The organism is Rhizobium sp. NPDC090275 (assembly GCF_044772225.1).
GTDB lineage: Bacteria > Pseudomonadota > Alphaproteobacteria > Rhizobiales > Rhizobiaceae > Rhizobium.
The window spans coordinates 426,837-445,281 of sequence record NZ_JBIVYL010000002.1 but is presented as its reverse complement, the minus strand read 5'-3'; the positions used below and the strand labels follow the sequence as shown (position 1 = coordinate 445,281).

The window sequence follows — 18,445 nt, the reverse complement described above, 5'->3', positions numbered from 1 at the left end:
TTTGCTGTCATGGCGCGGCGTGATAATCAGCCGCGCATGACAAAGACCTCTTCCCATTCTCCCATCCACGTCGTCGGCGGCGGGCTCGCGGGCTCCGAAGCCGCGTGGCAGATCGCAAACGCCGGCGTCCCCGTCATCCTGCACGAGATGCGCGGCGTGCGCGGCACCGATGCCCACAAGACGGATCATCTGGCCGAACTCGTCTGTTCCAACTCGTTCCGCTCGGACGATGCGACCGCCAATGCCGTCGGCGTCATCCATGCGGAAATGCGCATGGCGGGATCGCTGATCATGGCCTGCGCCGACAAGCACCAGGTGCCGGCCGGCGGCGCGCTGGCTGTCGATCGTGACGGCTTCTCGGAAGCCGTCACGCGGGCGGTGCACGATCATCCGCTGATCACTGTCATGCGCGAGGAGATCACCGGTCTGCCGCCGAAGGAGTGGGATCTGGCGATCGTCGCCACCGGCCCGCTGACGGCGCCGTCGCTTGCTGGCGCCATCCAGGCGGAAACCGGCGCCGATGCGCTCGCCTTCTTCGACGCCATCGCGCCGATCGTCTATCGCGAAAGCATCGACATGGATATCTGCTGGTATCAGTCGCGCTACGACAAGGTCGGCCCCGGCGGCACCGGCAAGGACTACATCAACTGCCCGATGGACGAGGCGCAGTACAATGCCTTCGTCGACGCGCTGATCACCGGCGACACGGTCGGGTTCAAGGAGTGGGAAGGCACGCCCTATTTCGACGGCTGCCTGCCGATCGAGATCATGGCCGAGCGCGGCCGCGAGACGTTGCGCCATGGGCCGATGAAGCCGATGGGGCTCACCAACGCGCATAATCCGACGGTCAAGGCCTATGCCGTCGTGCAGCTGCGCCAGGACAATGCGCTCGGCACGCTCTACAATATGGTCGGCTTCCAGACGAAGCTGAAATACGGCGCGCAGACCGAGATCCTCAAGATGATCCCGGGATTGCAGAACGCCGAGTTCGCCCGTCTCGGCGGCCTGCACCGCAACACCTATATCAACTCGCCGACGCTGCTCGACGGTTCGCTGACGCTGAAGTCGCGGCCGGGCCTGCGCTTCGCGGGCCAGATCACCGGCTGCGAGGGCTATGTCGAAAGCGCCAGCGTCGGCCTGCTCGCCGGCCGGTTCGCAGCTGCCGAGCGCAAGGGCGAAACGGTATCGCTGCCGCCTGCGACGACCGCGCTCGGTTCGCTGCTCGGTCATATCACCGGCGGGCATATCAGCAACGACGAGGAACCGGGCAAGCGTTCCTTCCAGCCGATGAACATCAATTTCGGGCTGTTTCCGGAGCTTGAGCCGGGCTCGATCGTCAAGCCTGAGGGCGTGAAGCGCTTCCGCGGCAAGGACAAGACGATCATGAAGCGGCAGCTGATCGCCAAGCGGGCGCTGAGCGACTGCGCGACGTGGCTTGGCGAGACATTGCCGGTGGCAAAGACGGCCTGATCAGGCCGCTTTGCTCACAAGCCAAGACAGGTCAGTGGGTGACCGGCCCGTTGGCCTTCTTCCAGGCGTCGATACCGCCCTCGATGTGGCAGGCGGATGCGATGCCGGCATCGTGCGAGGCCTGGACCGCCATGGCGGAGCGTTCGCCGAAGGCACAGTAGAAGACCAGGCGCTTGGTGGTCGATACGCCGAGTTCATGCAGAACGCCGCCGGCGCTGATGCTTTCTGCAAGCGCCGGATAGGGAAAATGCAGCGATGACGGGATAACGCCATGGCGCTGGCGTTCGCTATCCTCGCGCAGGTCGATCAGCGCGACGTCGGGCCTGCCCATCAGATCGAAGACCTGCCGGACGCTCAATGACCATCCGTGACTGTCGACGTCGTGATGATCCATGCCGATCTTCATGTTGGCCGGCACCGCCACGTCCATCATCTTCGGATTGGCGAGCTTCAGATTGTTCATCAGGTCGGCATATTCGTCGGCCGAGCGCACCTGCAGGCGCGGGTTGAAGGCCTTCTCTTCGCCGATCGTCGAGACCGTGTCGCCCTTGTAGTCGTGGGCGGGGTAGACGAGCGTCGTGCCGGGCAACTTCAGCAGGCGGCCGAAGATGGATTCGAACTGGGCGCGCGGATCGCCGTTCTGGAAGTCGGTGCGGCCGGTGCCGCGGATCAAAAGCGTGTCGCCGGTGAAGACACGGTCGGGAAGGACGAAGCTGTAGCTATCGTCCGTGTGACCGGGCGTATAGATGACATCGAGCGACAAGCCCTCGATCGTCAGCCTGTCGTTGTCGGACAGGCGCATCGAGACGACATCGGCCTTGGTCTGCTCGCCCATGACGGTCGTGCAATGGGTCTTGTCGCGCAAGGCGCCAAGACCGGTGATGTGATCGGCATGCAGATGCGTGTCCACGGCCTTGACCAGCTTCAGGTCGAGTTCGTGGATGAGCTGCAGGTAACGATCGACCTTTTCAAGGACCGGATCGATGATCAGCGCCTCCCCGCCCCGCCTGCTTGCCATCAGGTAGGAGTAGGTGCTGGATGCGGGGTCGAAAAGCTGACGGAAGATCATCTTCGCCTCCTGTGCTTAGCCCTTCGGCTGCGGCACGATGCGGATATAGGGCTTGGGCGACACCCAGCCGTCAGGGTACTGCTTCTTTGCGTCCTCGTCGGAGACCGAGCCGGCGATGATGACGTCGCCGCCGTTCTGCCAGTTGGCCGGCGTCGCGACCTTGTGCTTCGCGGTCAGCTGCAGAGAGTCGATGACGCGAATGACTTCGTCGAAGTTGCGGCCGGTCGTCATCGGGTAGACGAGGATGAGCTTGATCTTCTTGTCGGGGCCGATGACGAAGACGTTGCGGACCGTCTGGTTGTCGGCCGCGGTGCGGACTGTCGGATCACCCGACACGGCTGCCGGCAGCATGTGGTAGAGCTTGGAGACGTTGAAATCGACGTCGGCGATCATCGGGTAGTTGGGGCGCGTACCTTGCGTTTCCTCGATGTCGTTCATCCAGCCGTCGTGACGATCCAGCGGATCGACGGAGAGGCCGATGATCTTGACGCCGCGCTTGTCGAACTCCGGCTTGATTTTCGCCATGTAGCCGAGTTCCGTGGTGCAGACGGGCGTGAAATCCTTGGGATGCGAAAACAGAACCGCCCAGGAGCTGCCGATCCAATCGTGAAAATTGATCGTGCCTTCGGTCGTCTGCGCTTCGAAATCGGGAGCAATGTCGTTGATCGCAAGCATACTTACCTCCAATAAGTTGTAGGAAAATTCATGAGGTCTCGCGGCGTGCGCGAAACATGCTCCACTTTGAGGACTAAGGCAATATGACACGAAAGAGGTAGCGCGGTCGGAAAAACGTCAAAAGCCCGGCGCATGGCCGGGCATTGATCGAGTGAAAATTGGGGGCAGTTTACCGGTGGTTGGCGGCGGTCGGGTCTGCCAGCGGCAGCTCGCGGTCGGGTTCGGCGACGTAGTTGCCGAGCAGCCAGAGGGCGACTTCGGAGGCTTCCTTCGGCGAGGCGAATTCGAAGGTGCCGTTCTGGTGGGGCGTATCGAGGAAATCGACCGTCAGCCCTTTTCCGGTTTCAGAGCTTTGAACGCGCACCCTGCCCGGCTGAATGACCTGGCAGGAGTAATGGCGCTGCATGCTGCGCATGAAGCCGGCCTTGTTGTCGTGCAGGCGAACGAAGACCACCTGGCCGTTGGCCGTCGCCTGCAGCGAGCGGATCGCTTCGGTCGGGAAGGCGCGGTTGAACTCGATGATGGCAAGGCCGGTATCGTGCAGGCCCTGCTCCTCATGCTTCGCCGACATGCGCACGGCGATGAAGGCCACGATGACGAGCATCACGAAAAGAGTGGCCCAGATCAATATGCTCACGTCACACTCCATTCAAAGCAAGCGATGATGACAGCTATAACGCGCGAGGCTTGCGCGAGTTTGAACGAGCCTCAGATTTTCTTGCGCATCAGCGCCACGGTCATGCCGATCTGGCGGCGCCATTGCGGTTGCTGCGCGGAGCGATCGAACAGCCCCGCCCCCAGCTTCTGCGCCTTCGACAGAACCGGCGCGGCAAGCGATGCGGGCAGGAAGGCGGGGAAGACCGCCTGCGGGATGGCGACCTTGCGCGCTTTCGCGAGATGGTCACGGCCAAGCCCGGCGAAGGCCTCGATGGCGGCCGAGATGCGTGCCTTGTCTTCGCCAGCGAGAAAGGTGTCTCGGTCAAGCCCGGTCGCGGCCAGGATCTCGAGCGGGATATAGATCTGCCCGCGATGGCGATGGAGCGGCATCAAGAGCAGCAAGCCCGCGATCGCCTGGGCGACACCGGCATGGCCGGCGGCTTCGGCCGACCGCGCCGCCTCCTCGGGCGACAGGATCAGGCTTGCGAGCTGGATCAGCGCCGAGGCCGTCTCGCCGGCATAGCCTTCCAGCGCGCCGCGCGATTCCATCGGATCGTCGTAGAGGTCGAAGATGCGGGCGTCGATCATATCCGACAATGTCTTGCGCGGCAGGCGATGCGCCTCGATTGCGGCCAGCAGCGCGGCAGCCACCGGGTTGGCCTCGGTGGAGCCGTGCGCGGTTCCCTCCAGAAGATCGCGCCAGTATTGCATGCGGACTTCGCCGGGAAGCGGCTCATGCACGAGATCGCGGATGCGGGCGAGTTCGGCGTTGAAGGCGTAAAGCGCCGCCAGCGCGCCGCGCTTGTCTTCGGGAGACAGGAGGCAGGCGAGATAGCGATCACGATCGCTGTCGCGCAGCATCGCCAGGCAGATGTCCTGGTTCGTCGAGGATTGATCGGCCATGCGTCAGACCGCGATCAGCGCCGCTGCGACGGCGCGCGATTCCATCAGCATGATGTTGAAGGTGCGCACCGCCGCACCCGTGCTCATCGAGTCCGAGGAAATGCCGGCGCCCTTCAGCGCGGCTTTCAGCTCCGCCGGGATCGGGCGCATGTCGACGCCGGTGCCGAGCAGCAGGAATTCGATCTCGGATGCCTCGTTCAAGACGCGCTGCAGGTTTTCGATCGACAGCGGCATGGTCGCGTCCATGTTCCAGCCGTGGATGCCTGACGGCAGGCAGAGGATGGAGCCGCGATGCGACATGTCGGCGAAGCGGAAGCCGCCGTTCCCGTAGGTATCGATCGGAGCGCGACCGGGAAAATGCGCTTCGCGTATTTCAATGCCTCTTGCCATATTCTCACACTGCCGGCTTGCCGGGCTGGGCGGCCGGTTCCGGTACTTTCTTGTCGTTATCGTTATCGAGCGCATCCGGGCGGAGCTTGAAGACGATCAGCACCGGTGCAGCAATGTAGATGGAGGAGAACGTGCCGATGGCAACGCCAGCCAACATGATGAAGGCGAAGGAGCGGATGACCTCGCCGCCGAAGATTGCCAGCGCGAGCAGCGCCAGCATGGTGGTGGCGGCGGTCAGCACGGTGCGCGACAGCGTCTGGTTGATCGACGCGTCGATCAGGATCGGCAGCGGCATCTTGCGGTAACGTTTGAGGTTCTCGCGCATGCGGTCGTAGACCACCACGGTATCGTTGAGCGAATAGCCGATGATCGTCAAAAGGGCGGCGACGCTGGTCAGGTTGAACTCGATGCCGGTGAGCACGAAGAGCCCAAGGATCAGGATGATGTCGTGCAGCGTGGCGACGATGGCGCCGACAGCGAACTGCCACTCGAAGCGCATCCAGATATAGACGAGGATGACGATGAGCGACGCCAGCACGCCGAGCGAGGCGGCGCGGGTGAGTTCACCGGATATGGCGGGGCCGACCACTTCGACGCGGCGGAAATCATAGTCGTTGGCGAGTTCGTCGCGTACCAGCGTGACCGCCGACTGTTCGGCATTCTCGCCGCCGCCCTGCGCTTCCAGCTGGATCAGCGCGCCGGCGGGATCGGCCAGCCTGCGAGCAAGGATGTCGCCGATCGGCAGATCGCCGAGGCGGGCGCGGATATCCTCGATATCTGCAGGGCCCTGCTTGGCCTTGACCTCGATGATCGAGCCGCCGGCGAAATCGATGCCGAGATGCATTCCGACCGCGGCGAAGCCTACCATGGCTGCGACGCAAAGGGCGGCCGAGGCGGTGAAGACGTAGCGGCGAATGCCCATGAAGCGGATGTTGGCGCGATCGAAGATGCCGGTGTGGACATCCTTCGGCAGATGCCGGGGATGACGGCGATGCAGCCAGGTTACGACGATCCAGCGGGTGAGCGTGACCGCCGTGAAGATGGTGGTCAGGATGCCGGCGGCGAGCGTGACGGCAAAGCCGCGCACGGCGTCGTTGCCGAGGAAATAGAGGATGGCGGCGGCAATGAAGATGGTGACGTTGGCATCGAGGATCGTCATGATCGCACGGGAGAAACCGTAGTCGATCGCCTCGAAGAAGGGCCGGCCGGTTTTCGCTTCGTCGCGAATGCGCTCATAGATCAGGACATTGGCATCAACCGCCATGCCCATGATGAGCACGATGCCGGCAATCCCCGGCAAGGTGAGCGTGGCACCGATAAGGCTCATCACCGCGAGGATGAGAATGAGGTTCAGGAGCAGCGACAAAGCGGCGATCAGGCCGAGGCCGCGATAGAAGCCGAACATCAGGCCGATCACCAGGATGGCCGCGACGATGCCGGCGACGAGCCCTGCCCGCGCCGATTCCGCACCGAGCGCCGGGCTGACCGTGCGCTCCTCGACTGTCGTCAACGTCGCCGGAAGAGCGCCTGCGCGCAGCATGAGAGCCAGGTCGCTGGCGCCTTCCTCGGTGTAGCTGACCGGGATCTCGCCCTTGCCGTCAAGGATCGGCGCGCTGATCGGGAGCGACGCCATGACCTGGTCGTCAAAGATGATGGCGAGGTGGCCGCCGGCGTGTTGCTGTGTCTTCTCCGCCAGGCGCTTGGTGCCTTCGGCGTCGAGCGCATAGCGGATCGCCACCGTGTCGGCCTGCGCATCCGCGAAGGATTGGACATCGACGATATTGGCGCTGGTGATGAAATCGGTGCGGTCCACGAGATAGGGAACCGGCGGATCATCCAGCGAATAGAGAACCTCGGAGCTCGCCGGCCAGCGGCCGTTGACCGCGTCCTGTCCCGACATGGTCTCGTCGAGCATGCGCACGGAGAGCTTGGCGGGCTCGTTGAGGATATTCTTCAGGCGCTCGGCATCGATGACGCCGAAGACCTGGACATCAAGACGATCGGCACCCTCGGGCTTGATCGCGAAATCCGGATTGCCGAGGCCGGCAATGCGGCGGCTGACGATATCGACGGACTGGGCCTGCGCGTCTGAAATGGCGGCGTCGATGGCGGCATCCGCGATCTCGATCGTGAGGTCACCGCTATTGGTCTGCTTGAGCGTGACGCCCTGTGTCGAGGTCAGATTTTTCAGTGCGGCGACGGCGGCGTCGACCTGCGCGGGGTCGGTGATCTTGACGGTGACCGTCTGGTCGTTGCCCGTAAGCCCGGTGTAACGGATATTGGCCTGGCGCAAGGAGCGGCTGATCTCGCCGACGGTGGCGACCAGCTTCTGGCGCGCGACATCGGCGCGATCGACTTCGAAGACGACATGCGTGCCGCCGCGAAGATCGGAGCCCAGCACGACGCGGTGCTTGGACAGCCAGGAAGACAGCAGGCCGGATTGGCCGACCGGCAGAAAATTGGGGGCCGCGATCAACACGGCCACCAGTACCACAAACCAGATCAGAAGGGTCTTCCAGCGGGAAAAATGAAGCATTTTCTCTCGACTATGTCAGATCCGGGTGATCCGGTTCGTGGGATATGCGTGATGATTATGCCGCGTCTGCCTTTACGGGCTCGCCCTTGACGCGGATCTCGGTGACGCCGGTGCGGACGACGCGAACGCGCACGCCATCAGCAATTTCGACTTCGATTTCTTTTTCGTCAATCACCTTGGTGACCTTGCCGACGAGACCGCCTGACGTGACGACCTGGTCGCCGCGACGGATCGCCTTCAGGGCTTCGTCACGCTTCTTGGCCTGGGCGCGCTGCGGACGGATGAGCAGGAAATACCAGACGACCATCAGCGGCACGAACAGGATGATCATTTCGAAGCCGGAACCGAACGGCGACGCCGCGCTGTCGGTGGCCTGGGCGAATGCCGGGGTGATGAACATGCTAATCTCCTCAAACTTTTCCGGAGGCGGATTGTCGCCTTTTTTCTCGGTGGCCGGACTATAATTATGGTCTTTGCGATTGCAACTGAAACAGCCGAAAACCGTACCGATTCCGCTGCCTCATAACCTTTCCGCTTATAAAACACCATGCTACCCGGCTAGGAAAAGCGATTGGCACACAGCCGCATACGCCCCAAGGAGGAAACGCCATGGCCGAAGACGTCAACAGCATCATTCTCGGCGAACTGCGCCGCCTTGCCGATGCCGTGGAACGGCTGGCGGGACCGCCGCCCGCCATCAACGACTGGAACGCGGCCGATTGCTTCGTCTGGGCCCCCGCCCGCCAGCATCTGCAGCCTGTCCAGCGTCCAAACCGCGTGGCGCTGGCGCTGATCCGCGGCGTCGATCGGGTGCGCGACATCCTACATGAAAACACGGTGCGTTTCGCCGAGGGCTATGCCGCCAACAACGTGCTTCTGTGGGGCGCGCGGGGCATGGGCAAGTCGTCGCTGGTGAAGGCCGTTCACGAAGATGTCAGACGCGAAAGCGGCGTTTCGCTGAAGCTGGTCGAAGTGCACCGCGAGGATATCGCCAGCCTGCCCGCGCTGCTCGACCTGTTGAAGGATACGCCGCACCGGGTCATCGTCTTCTGTGACGACCTCTCCTTCGACCATGACGACACGGCCTACAAGTCGTTGAAGGCGGCGCTCGACGGCGGTGTCGAGGGACGGCCGGACAATGTGCTGTTCTATGCGACCTCCAACCGTCGCCACCTCCTTCCGCGCCACATGATGGAGAACGAGCAGTCGACGGCGATCAACCCGTCGGAGGCTGTCGAGGAGAAGGTGTCGCTGTCAGACCGTTTCGGGCTGTGGCTCGGCTTCCACAAGTGCAGCCAGGACGACTATCTGACGATGATCGACGGCTATGCCGCCCACTTCAAGCTGCCGCTCGACCGCGAGACGCTGCATGCGGAAGCGCTGGAATGGGCAACGACACGCGGCGCGCGCTCGGGCCGCGTCGCCTGGCAGTATATCCAGGATCTGGCGGGCCGGAAGCGGATCGCGCTCGACAGAGCCTGATGGCAGCTTTCACCGTCACCTGAAACGACAAAAGCCCGGCGTCCGCCGGGCTTTTGCATTGTCCTCGATACACAATACCTATTCGAGGAAACTCTTGACCTACTCGAGGCCTAACCTACTCGAGGCCCAACCTACTCGAGGAAAGTCATCGGGTTCACCGGCGTCGCGTCCTTGCGGACTTCGAAGTGAACCTGCGGCTGCTTGACGTTGCCGCTCATGCCTGACACCGCGACCGTCTGGCCGCGCTGGATCTTCTGGCCGCGCGTCACGCTCAGCGTGTCGGCATTGCCGTAGACGGTGACGGTGCCGTCGTCGTGGCGAACGAGAACCGTGTTGCCGAGCTCCTTGAGGCCGTTGCCGGCGTAGATGACGACGCCGTTTTCAGCGGCCTTGATGGCCGTGCCCTGCGGAACCGAGATGTCGATACCGTCATTGCGGCTGCCGTTGACGTTGGCGCCATAGGCGGCGATCACGGCGCCACGGACCGGCCAGCGATACTTGCCGATGCCGGTTGCTTCAGGTGCTGCCGATGCCACTTCCTTCTTGGCGGCGTCGCTGACGCTTTCGGTGGCGACCGGCGCCTTGTAGGTGGCGGGCTGGGTTGCAGCCGTTTCCGGCGCGGATGCCGGCTGTGCAGCGGGCTTGGGCTCGGCCTTCGGCTGGATCGACGCCGTCTTCATGGTGTCGGCGGAGCCGCTGCCGTTCGGGATGTTCAGTTCCTGGCCGATGCGGATCGAGCCGGCCGTGAGGTTGTTGGCGGCCTTGATGTCGTCGATGCTGTTGCCGGTCGCCTTGGCGATCTTGGCAAGCGAGTCACCCGACTTGACGACGTAGGTGCCGCCCACGCCCTTCGGGCCGGCGCCGACGGGCGCCTTGCCAGACTGGTCGGCGCTTGCCATCGACTTGTCACGCGAGGCGTTGGAGCCGTTCGGGATGACCGCGAGGTTCTGTTCCTGGCCACGAGCCGGCTGCGGCGCCTGACCACCCTTCGCAAGGTCGTTCGACTGCGCGGCGGCCTTGGCGGCGTTGCCGCCGTTGAAGGTCGGGATCAGGATGGTCTGGCCGGGCCTTGCGGCAGCTGCACTCTTCAGGCCATTGGCGCGCAGGATTTCCTTTTCCGGAACGCCGTAGCGGTTGGCGAGGATCGCGACGCTTTCGCCGGGACGCATGGTGACCGAGGGAGCGTTGGTCGAGGACCAGCCGGAGACCTTCGGGGTCGAGCCCGTGACGATGTTGTCGGCGTTGCGCTTCGGCGGAACGATGACTTGGCTGGAATGCTGCGGCGCGTTGGCGGCCGGGAACGGCTGAGCGAGAGCGACCTGCTTTTCGCGAGCAGCAGATACGGGGGCCTGCGACACGGCGCCGGGAGCGGCAAGCTCGGAGCGCTGGACGGAAACCGGAGCCGATGCCATGCGAGCACTCGAGCCGTAGGTCGACTGCTGGCTCGGATAGGACTGGTTCATCGCCTGATTGTTGTTGGCATAGTTGGGCTGCATCGCGCCGCCCTGCATGTCCGCCTGCGGCACCGGATCAGCCTGAAGGCCGCTCATGCTCCGCCGAGGAATGGAATTTGTCGTCATCTGGTCCTGACCGGACGAAGAAAACAGACCGCCGAAACGTGTCACATCGGAACTGCAACCTGATGCAGCACTCGCCAGGAGAGCCACGATCAGGGCATTACCGGCAGACTTCCCGAACTTAGGCGAAACGCTGAAACGCATGACACTCGACCCACTGAATAACGCAACCATTTGTGGGTATGATTAAAGCGCGTTAGCATTACCAACCGGTTAAGGCGGAAGCATCGGCTTGCGTTTTTTGACAAATCGCTAACCATAGCGACGACGCGATCAGAGTTGCGAGGCGACGCGCGGAACAATCGGCAGGTACGGGGAGTTGAATAGCTCCTCGCGCTCGAAGCGGCTGCCAGTCTTCGTCAGGCGCACGAGACGACATTCGGTCTCGGAGATGATCAACGGCGCGATCATCGAACCGCCGGAAACCAGCTGGTCGGCATAGAAGCGCGGCATGCTCTCGAAGGCGGCGGTGACCAGGATACGGTCGAAGGTGCCCTCGCCCTGCAGGCCGGCACTGCCATCGGCCTGGCGAACGATGATGTTGCGAATGCCGAGCGTCTCGAAACGCTTCTGGGCGTTCGAGGTCAGCGTCTTGTAGCGGTCGATGGTGAGCACGCGCTCGGCCATGCGGGCAATCACAGCCGTCATGAAGCCGCTGCCGGTGCCCACTTCCAGCACACGCTGGCCGGGCTTCACTCTCAGGTGATGCAGGACGCGGACGGCGAAATCGACGCCTTCGAGGAAGGAGCCGCACTCGATGGGGATGGTGCGGCTGGAATAGGCCTGCTCGGTAAACTGCGGCGGCACGAAGAGCGAGCGCGGCGCCTGCTCGACCGCCGTCAGCAGATCAAGATCGGACACGCCTTCGGCCCGCAGCCTCAAAACGAGTGCCGCAAACTCTTCCTTCTCCACCAGACGTGCCGCCAATGCGATTTACTCCGTACCCGAAAGCGCCCGCGCCACGCGGTCCTGTACGGAATAATCGGTCAGATCCAGTTTCAAAGGTGTTACCGAAATCTTGCTATTCTTGAGCGCGTTGACATCGGTGCCGTCAACGAAGGCGCCAGCACGCTCGCCGAACTTCAGCCAGTAGTAGGGAAAGCCGCGACCATCGGCGCGGGCATCGACCTCCAGATTGAAGGCGAGCTTGCCCTGCGCAGTCACTTCCGTCCCCTCGACTTCGTCAGGCGCGCAGTTCGGGAAATTGAGATTGAGGAAGGTGCCCTCGGGGAGATCGACCGACATCAGCTTATTGAGCAGCGCTGGCGCATGCGTCTCGCAGACTTCCCAGGGCAGGATGCGCTGGTCGCCTTCGCGAATGTAAGCCTGGCTCAACGCAAAGGAGCGCACGCCCTGCATGGTGCCTTCGATGGCGCCGGCAATGGTGCCCGAATAGGTGACGTCGTCAGCGACGTTCGAACCGGCGTTGACGCCTGACAGCACGAGATCGGGCTTGATCTCCATCACCTGCTTGATGCCCATGATGACGCAATCGGTCGGCGTGCCGCGCAACGCGAAATGCTTGTCGGAGATCTTGCGCAGGCGCAGCGGCTCCGACAGGCTCAGCGAATGGGCGAGACCGCTCTGATCGGTCTCGGGCGCGACGATCCAGACGTCGTCTGAGAGTGTGCGCGCAATCCGCTCCAGCGCCGCAAGGCCTTCCGCGTGAATGCCGTCGTCGTTGGTAAGCAGAATGCGCATGGTCTCAAGCCGCCTTTTCGATCTTCGTCAGGCCGCCCATGTAGGGCACCAGCACGTCGGGGATGGTCACCGAACCATCCTCGTTGAGATAGTTTTCCAGAACCGCGATCAGGCAGCGGCCGACGGCGGTGCCGGAGCCGTTCAGCGTGTGAACGAAGCGGTTGGTCTTGTCTTCCTTGCCTCGATAGCGCGTGTTCATGCGCCGCGCCTGGAAATCGCCGCAGACCGAGCAGGACGAGATTTCGCGATAGGTGTTCTGGCCGGGCAGCCAGACCTCGAGATCGTAGGTCTTGCGCGAGCCGAAGCCCATGTCGCCGGTGCAGAGCGTCAGCGTGCGGAAATGCAGGCCGAGGCGCTTCAGCACTTCCTCTGCGCAGGCCGTCATGCGCTCATGCTCGGCGATCGAGCTCTCGGCGTCGGTGATCGAGACCAGCTCGCACTTCCAGAACTGGTGCTGGCGCAGCATGCCGCGGGTGTCGCGGCCGGCCGAGCCTGCTTCCGAGCGGAAGGACGGGGTCAGCGCGGTGAAGCGCAGCGGCAGCTTGTCATGCTCGAGGATCTCTTCGCGCACGAGGTTGGTCAGCGTGACTTCTGCCGTCGGGATCAGCCAGCGGCCATCCGTCGTGCGAAACATGTCCTCAGCGAATTTCGGCAGCTGTCCCACGCCGAAGACCGCTTCGTCGCGCACCATCAGCGGCGAGCTCACTTCCGTGTAGCCGTGCTCGCTGGTGTGCAGGTCGATCATGAACTGGCCGAGCGCCCGCTCCAGCCTTGCCAGCGGGCCGGTCAAGACGGTGAAGCGCGAGCCGGAGAGCTTGGCGGCGGTTTCAAAATCCATGTAGCCGAGGGCTTCGCCGATTTCGTAGTGTTCCTTCGGCGTATGGTTCCAACGCGGCTTCTCGCCGGTCACGCGGGTGACGACGTTGTCGGCCTCGTCCTTGCCGACGGGGACGTCGTCATGGGGAACGTTGGGGATGCGCGAAAGGGCGTCGTTCAGTTCTTCGGAGAAGGCGCGATCGTCTTCCTCGGCGGCCGGCAGCAGGACCTTGAGGTCGGCGACCTCGGCCTTCAGCTTCTCGGCCAGCTCGGTGTTCTTCTGCGCCATGGCAGCACCGATCTCCTTGGAGGCGGCGTTGCGGCGGGACAGCATGTCCTGGACCTTCTGAACGGCCGTGCGGCGCTTTTCGTCGAGCGCAATCAGGCTTTCGGACAGGGGCTCGGCACCACGCTTGGCAAGTGCCGCGTCGAGGGCTTCGGGATTCTCACGGATCCATTTGATATCGAGCATCGTCGTTCCAGGTCGTTACAAAAAGGATGACCCGGCCAAAGCCTGACCGGGCCTCGACCGGATATTGGAAAGCGCTCATCGAGGAATTGCGGTGACGCTAGACGTTGTCCGTCTTGGCAACGTCCTGGGACCCTTCAGCCTCGGTGGCCGCATCGCGAGCACGCTGGCGTTCCACGAGTCGCGCCGCGTAGATGGCAATCTCGTAGAGAATGATGGTCGGCAGCGCAAGGCCGATCTGGGACATCGGATCGGGCGGGGTCAGCACCGCTGCGACGATGAAGGCCATGACGATCGCGAACTTGCGCTTTTCACGCAGCCAGTCGGATGTCAGCAGGCCGACACGAGCGAGCAGCGTGGTGATGACGGGAAGCTGGAACACAAGGCCGAAGGAGAAGACCAGCGTCATGATGAGGCTGAGATATTCAGAGACCTTCGGCAGGAGCGAGATGGCGACATCGCCCTCGCCCGGCGCCTGCTGCATGGTCAGGAAGAACCACATGACCATCGGCGTGAAGAAGAAATAGACGAGTGCCGCGCCCATCAGGAACAGGATCGGAGAGGCGATCAGGAAGGGCAGGAAGGCCGAACGCTCGTTCTTGTAGAGGCCAGGGGCCACGAACTTGTAGATCTGCGCGGCGATGATCGGAAAGGCGATCACGAGACCGCCGAACATAGCCACCTTCACCTGCGTGAAGAAGAACTCCTGCGGCGCGGTGTAGATCAGCTGCGCCTTGGAGACATCGAGATGCGCCCACTGGACCGCCCATTTATAGGGGAAGACCAGCGCATTGAAGAGGTGCTTGGCGAAAATGAAGCAGACGATGAAGGCAGCGAAGAAGGCGCCGATCGACCACATGAGCCGCGTGCGCAGCTCCATCAAATGCTCGATCAACGGCTGCGGCTTGTCTTCGATATCACCGCTCATGCTTCATCTTTCTTTTTCTTCGCCGCCGGCTTCTTCGGCGCGGCCGTGGCGACAGCTGCCGGCTTGGCGGCGGCCGTCTTCTTTGCGGGAGCAGCCTTGGCTGGCGCAGCGCTTGCTGGAGAAGCCTTTGCAGCGGCACGCTTCGGCTTTTCGGCCGGTGTCACCGCGACGGCGGCTACAGCGTCCGCCTTGTCGGCGGCCTTGGCGCGGGGCTTGCGAGCGGGCTTTGCCGCGGCAGCCTCGGGCACGGCGGCCGATGCTGATGGCACCGGCGTCGGAGCCGGCATGACCGCAGGCGTCTCGGTCGGTGCGACTTCCGGCGCCGGCATAAGACCAAGCGGCGCTTCCGTCTTGCTATCGACCGATGTCGACCGCTGGAGATCGGCCTTGATCTCGTTGCCCATCTGGCGAAGCGGGTTCATTGCCTCGCGCAGTGTGTTGACGGGATTGAGCTTCTGCGCGTCGCTCAGCGTCTGGCGCACGTCGTCCATATCAGCTTCGCGCAGCGCCTCGTCGAACTGGGCACGGAATTCGCCGGCGACCTTGCGGGCGCGCTGCGTCATCTTGCCGAAAGCACGAAGCATCGGAGGCAGATCCTTGGGACCCACCACGACAATCAATACGACCGCGATGACAAGCAGCTCGGTCCAGCCAATATCGAACATTCAAGGCTCCTGAACGGGAAACGCGGGGGCGGCGCTGCCCGGACGTGGTTACTTCGTTTCGTCGGCCTTGTGATCGACGGTCTTGCCTGCGGTAGTCGTGCTCGAAGCTTCGGGCGCGTCCTCGTCGTTCATGCCCTTCTTGAAGCTCTTGATGCCCTTGGCAACATCACCCATCAGTTCCGGAATCTTGCCGCGACCGAAGAGCAACAGCACGATGACCAGAACGATCAGCCAGTGCCACATGCTAAAAGAACCCATTACGCTAACTCCTGTTGTGATGCTCTATTGATGTAAGAATACCCGACATCAAATCCAACATCTAATTCCCCGTAGATAGACGCTTAATGTCACGGTATCGACCATCGTGACAAGATAGTCCCCGGTCGAAAAGTCGTGAAGACAATTGTTTTCGCTTCCAGTGGCGAAACAAAGACACGGAGCCGGCTATTCCTCGGACGCGCCGCCGGGCGCAAGAAGGCCCAGTTCCTCGAGATCCATCTGCGTGATGGGGTCTTCGTCTTCGGTCAGCTCGTCGTTCATCGACGGCGACGGAATGTTGAAATTGGCCGGGATCCGGCCCGAGAGCAGCCCTGCCCCCTTCAGCTCTTCAATACCAGGCAGGTCGCGCAGTTCCTCGAGCCCGAAGTGATCGAGGAAGTCGCGGGTGGTGCCGAGCGTCACCGGACGCCCCGGCGTGCGGCGGCGGCCGCGAAAACGCACCCAACCGGCTTCCATCAGCACATCCAGCGTGCCGCGCGAGGTCTGCACGCCTCGGATATCCTCGATCTCGGCGCGCGTCACCGGCTGGTGATAGGCGATGATGGCGAGAACCTCGAGTGCGGCGCGCGAGAGCTTGCGGACCTCGTTTTCATCGCGGCGGATGACGAAGGAGAGGTCTGCGGCGGTGCGGAACGCCCAGGCATCGTCGACCCTCACCAGATTGACGCCGCGATGGGCGTATTCCTGCTGCAGCCGCAGCATGATGGCGCGCACGTCGAATGCTTTCGGCAGGCGATCGCTGATGAAAGCTTCCGAGACGGGCTGGGCGGAGGCGAAGACCAATGCCTCGGCGATGCGCGCGGCCTCGCTCTCGTCATGGACGGTGTCATCGCCGGTGCGGTCGTTGTCGCGCTCGGCGTCGCCATTTTCCAGATCGATGTCTTCCAGATCGCTCAAGCCGGCAGCTCCTGTTCGACGACCTGCAGTGTCGCATGATTTGGCCCGCGCCGCATGTAGATCGGCTCGAAGACACCTTCCTGGCGGATTTCGATCTTGCCTTCACGCGCGAGCTCGAGCGACGCGGCAAAGGCGCTGGCGATTGCTGTCACCCGATCTTCGGGCGAGACCATGTAGGTCAGGATATGCTGTTCGAGCGCCGTCCAGTCGCCGATCTCACCGATCAGGCGGGTCAGCAATTCACGCGCTTCGGTGAGCGACCAGACGGTACGGCGCGCGATCGTGACCTGGGTCACCGCCTGACGCTGGCGCAGCGAGGCATAGGCGGTCAAAAGATCGTAGAGGCTGGCGTCGTAGGCGGATTGGTGGCGATCGGGGATATGCTCGGGCGCGCCACGGGCGAGCACGTCGCGGCCGAGGCGATTGCGGTTCACAAGACCGCCGGCCGCCTCGCGCATCGCTTCCAGGCGCTTCAGGCGAAACGCCAGCGACGCTGCCATCTCCTCGCCCGAGGGGCCGTCATCCTTCACCTGCTGCGGAATGAGCAGGCGCGACTTCAGGTAAGCGAGCCATGCCGCCATGACCAGATAGTCCGCCGCGAGCTCGATGCGGATGCGGCGGGCGCTATCGATGAACAGCAGATATTGCTCGGCGAGCGCCAACACGGAAATGCGGGATAGATCGACCTTCTGTGTGCGGGCGAGATGCAGCAACAGGTCGAGCGGGCCTTCGAAGCCGGCGACGTCGATCAACAGCGCCGGATCGGTCGAGGCGCGGTCGGCGCTGCCGTCCTGCCACAGCTTGTCCATCGGCGTTGCCGATGTCTGCGGGCGCTCCTGAGCCTTTGTCGTCGTTGTCACGTCGTCTCGTTCCTTTCGCGATCAGACCGTCGCAAACATCGCATCGAATTCGGCGCGGATCGCAGCCTCGTCGGCGCCATCGGCCGTCGGGAACCCCTGCTCCACGCGCTTGGCACGTTCGAGTGCCGCACCCTGGAGCAGCGGCACGTTGGCCACGACCTCCAGCATCTCATCCATATGGCCATTGCAATGCAGCACGATATCGCAGCCGCCCGCAATGATATTCGCCGCCCGCTCGCCAAGCGTGCCGCTCAGTGCGTTCATCGAACTATCATCGGAGAGCAACAGGCCTTTGAAGCCGATGTGTTCGCGGATGATCCCGTCGATGACCTTGCGCGAGGTGGTGGCCGGATTATCCGAGTCGATCGCGGTGAAGACGAGATGGCAGGTCATCGCCATCAATTCGTCCTTCATGGCGATGAATGGCGGGAAGTCATGGGCTTCGAGTTCTTCGCGCGAGACGCGGACGACTGGAAGCTCATGGTGGGAATCGGCAAAGCCGCGGCCGTGGCCGGGCATGTGTTTCATCACCGAGAGAACGCCGCCGGCCTTCAGGCCCTCGGAGGCGGCGATGCCCATGTCGGTTACGGTCTTCGGGTCCATGCCGTAGGCACGGTTGCCGATGACGTTGCTGCTGCCTTCGACCGGGACATCCAGGACGGGCAGACAATCGACGTTGATGCCGAACTTCGAGAGATCGAAGGCGTGCAGGCGCGACATCAGCCAGGCTGCGCGCTTGCCCTTTTCAGGATTCTCTCGATAAAGGTCGCCCAGTTGCTGGCCGGAGGGATAATGCGGCAGGATCGGCGGGCGGATGCGCTGGACGCGGCCGCCCTCCTGATCGATCAGCACCGGTGCGTGCCAGCCGACGCTTTCGCGCATCTCGGCCACGAGGTCAGAGATCTGCTGCGGTTCGGAAATATTGCGGCCGAACAGGATGAAGCCCCAGGGGCGCTCGCCCGCGTAGAAGGCCTTCTCTTCGGGCGTCAGGGAAAGGCCGCTACAGCCAAGGATCATCGCTTTTGATTCGGTCATACCCGAATCATAGAGACGCCCTCGCGAAATGCGAGC

General features: G+C 63.0%; 19 protein-coding genes. 2 read left to right on the top strand and 17 right to left on the bottom strand.

Annotated features, from left to right (window positions below; all coding sequences use genetic code 11):
* The first annotated feature begins 36 nt into the window (after positions 1-36).
* The gene (gene trmFO / locus ACIQUB_RS06510; RefSeq protein WP_113237033.1) at positions 37-1,470 is read left to right on the top strand and encodes a methylenetetrahydrofolate--tRNA-(uracil(54)-C(5))-methyltransferase (FADH(2)-oxidizing) TrmFO; all 1,434 of its coding nucleotides are present in this window, start codon (positions 37-39) and stop codon (positions 1,468-1,470) included.
* 31 nt (positions 1,471-1,501) lie between these two features.
* Here trmFO and ACIQUB_RS06505 read toward each other — a convergent pair whose 3' ends face one another.
* The 7 genes from ACIQUB_RS06505 to yajC form a co-directional block, all read right to left on the bottom strand.
* The gene (locus tag ACIQUB_RS06505) at positions 1,502-2,539 is read right to left on the bottom strand and encodes an MBL fold metallo-hydrolase (RefSeq protein ID WP_113237032.1); all 1,038 of its coding nucleotides are present in this window, start codon (positions 2,537-2,539) and stop codon (positions 1,502-1,504) included.
* Between the two features lie 15 nt (positions 2,540-2,554).
* Positions 2,555-3,214, bottom strand: a complete 660-nt coding sequence (locus tag ACIQUB_RS06500; protein WP_047512084.1) for a peroxiredoxin — start codon at positions 3,212-3,214, stop codon at positions 2,555-2,557.
* A gap of 169 nt (positions 3,215-3,383) precedes the next feature.
* Complete coding sequence (locus ACIQUB_RS06495; RefSeq protein ID WP_113237031.1) at positions 3,384-3,851, bottom strand: hypothetical protein; 468 nt, start codon at positions 3,849-3,851, stop codon at positions 3,384-3,386.
* Positions 3,852-3,922: 71 nt separating this feature from the next.
* Complete coding sequence (locus ACIQUB_RS06490) at positions 3,923-4,774, bottom strand: phytoene/squalene synthase family protein (protein WP_113237030.1); 852 nt, start codon at positions 4,772-4,774, stop codon at positions 3,923-3,925.
* A gap of 3 nt (positions 4,775-4,777) precedes the next feature.
* Positions 4,778-5,164 (bottom strand): Mth938-like domain-containing protein, encoded by a 387-nt coding sequence (locus ACIQUB_RS06485; protein WP_113199537.1) that lies wholly within the window; start codon positions 5,162-5,164, stop codon positions 4,778-4,780.
* A gap of 4 nt (positions 5,165-5,168) precedes the next feature.
* Positions 5,169-7,700: a protein translocase subunit SecDF gene (secDF, locus tag ACIQUB_RS06480; protein ID WP_113237029.1), complete on the bottom strand. Its 2,532-nt coding sequence runs from the start codon at positions 7,698-7,700 to the stop codon at positions 5,169-5,171.
* Positions 7,701-7,755: 55 nt separating this feature from the next.
* Positions 7,756-8,100, bottom strand: a complete 345-nt coding sequence (gene yajC, locus ACIQUB_RS06475; RefSeq protein ID WP_047510188.1) for a preprotein translocase subunit YajC — start codon at positions 8,098-8,100, stop codon at positions 7,756-7,758.
* Between the two features lie 209 nt (positions 8,101-8,309).
* On the opposite strand from yajC, the gene ACIQUB_RS06470 reads away from it, so the two are divergent.
* Complete coding sequence (locus tag ACIQUB_RS06470) at positions 8,310-9,182, top strand: ATP-binding protein (protein WP_113237028.1); 873 nt, start codon at positions 8,310-8,312, stop codon at positions 9,180-9,182.
* 131 nt (positions 9,183-9,313) lie between these two features.
* Here the strand turns inward: ACIQUB_RS06470 and ACIQUB_RS06465 are convergent, their stop codons facing one another.
* The 10 genes from ACIQUB_RS06465 to nagZ all read right to left on the bottom strand — a co-directional run bounded on the left by ACIQUB_RS06465 (position 9,314) and on the right by nagZ (position 18,409).
* A complete protein-coding gene (locus ACIQUB_RS06465; protein WP_113237027.1) occupies positions 9,314-10,903 on the bottom strand; it encodes a peptidoglycan DD-metalloendopeptidase family protein in 1,590 nt (529 codons plus the stop codon).
* Between the two features lie 129 nt (positions 10,904-11,032).
* On the bottom strand, positions 11,033-11,686 hold the full coding sequence (locus ACIQUB_RS06460; RefSeq protein WP_018900078.1) for a protein-L-isoaspartate(D-aspartate) O-methyltransferase: 654 nt from the start codon (positions 11,684-11,686) through the stop codon (positions 11,033-11,035).
* Positions 11,687-11,692: 6 nt separating this feature from the next.
* Positions 11,693-12,460 (bottom strand): 5'/3'-nucleotidase SurE, encoded by a 768-nt coding sequence (surE, locus tag ACIQUB_RS06455; RefSeq protein ID WP_113237026.1) that lies wholly within the window; start codon positions 12,458-12,460, stop codon positions 11,693-11,695.
* A gap of 4 nt (positions 12,461-12,464) precedes the next feature.
* Positions 12,465-13,748, bottom strand: a complete 1,284-nt coding sequence (serS, locus tag ACIQUB_RS06450; protein ID WP_113237025.1) for a serine--tRNA ligase — start codon at positions 13,746-13,748, stop codon at positions 12,465-12,467.
* 97 nt (positions 13,749-13,845) lie between these two features.
* Positions 13,846-14,673, bottom strand: a complete 828-nt coding sequence (gene tatC, locus ACIQUB_RS06445; RefSeq protein WP_018900081.1) for a twin-arginine translocase subunit TatC — start codon at positions 14,671-14,673, stop codon at positions 13,846-13,848.
* On the bottom strand, positions 14,670-15,338 hold the full coding sequence (tatB, locus tag ACIQUB_RS06440; RefSeq protein WP_113237024.1) for a Sec-independent protein translocase protein TatB: 669 nt from the start codon (positions 15,336-15,338) through the stop codon (positions 14,670-14,672). Before tatB ends, tatC begins: the two co-directional genes overlap by 4 nt.
* Before the next feature lie 48 nt (positions 15,339-15,386).
* On the bottom strand, positions 15,387-15,596 hold the full coding sequence (locus tag ACIQUB_RS06435; protein ID WP_047510174.1) for a twin-arginine translocase TatA/TatE family subunit: 210 nt from the start codon (positions 15,594-15,596) through the stop codon (positions 15,387-15,389).
* A 186-nt stretch (positions 15,597-15,782) separates the two neighbouring features.
* Positions 15,783-16,514, bottom strand: a complete 732-nt coding sequence (scpB, locus tag ACIQUB_RS06430) for an SMC-Scp complex subunit ScpB (protein WP_402928974.1) — start codon at positions 16,512-16,514, stop codon at positions 15,783-15,785.
* The gene (locus tag ACIQUB_RS06425) at positions 16,511-17,323 is read right to left on the bottom strand and encodes a ScpA family protein (RefSeq protein WP_113237022.1); all 813 of its coding nucleotides are present in this window, start codon (positions 17,321-17,323) and stop codon (positions 16,511-16,513) included. The genes scpB and ACIQUB_RS06425 overlap by 4 nt, the downstream gene beginning before the upstream one ends.
* A 72-nt stretch (positions 17,324-17,395) precedes the next feature.
* Positions 17,396-18,409: a beta-N-acetylhexosaminidase gene (gene nagZ / locus ACIQUB_RS06420; RefSeq protein ID WP_113237021.1), complete on the bottom strand. Its 1,014-nt coding sequence runs from the start codon at positions 18,407-18,409 to the stop codon at positions 17,396-17,398.
* Between the last annotated feature and the right edge of the window lie 36 nt (positions 18,410-18,445).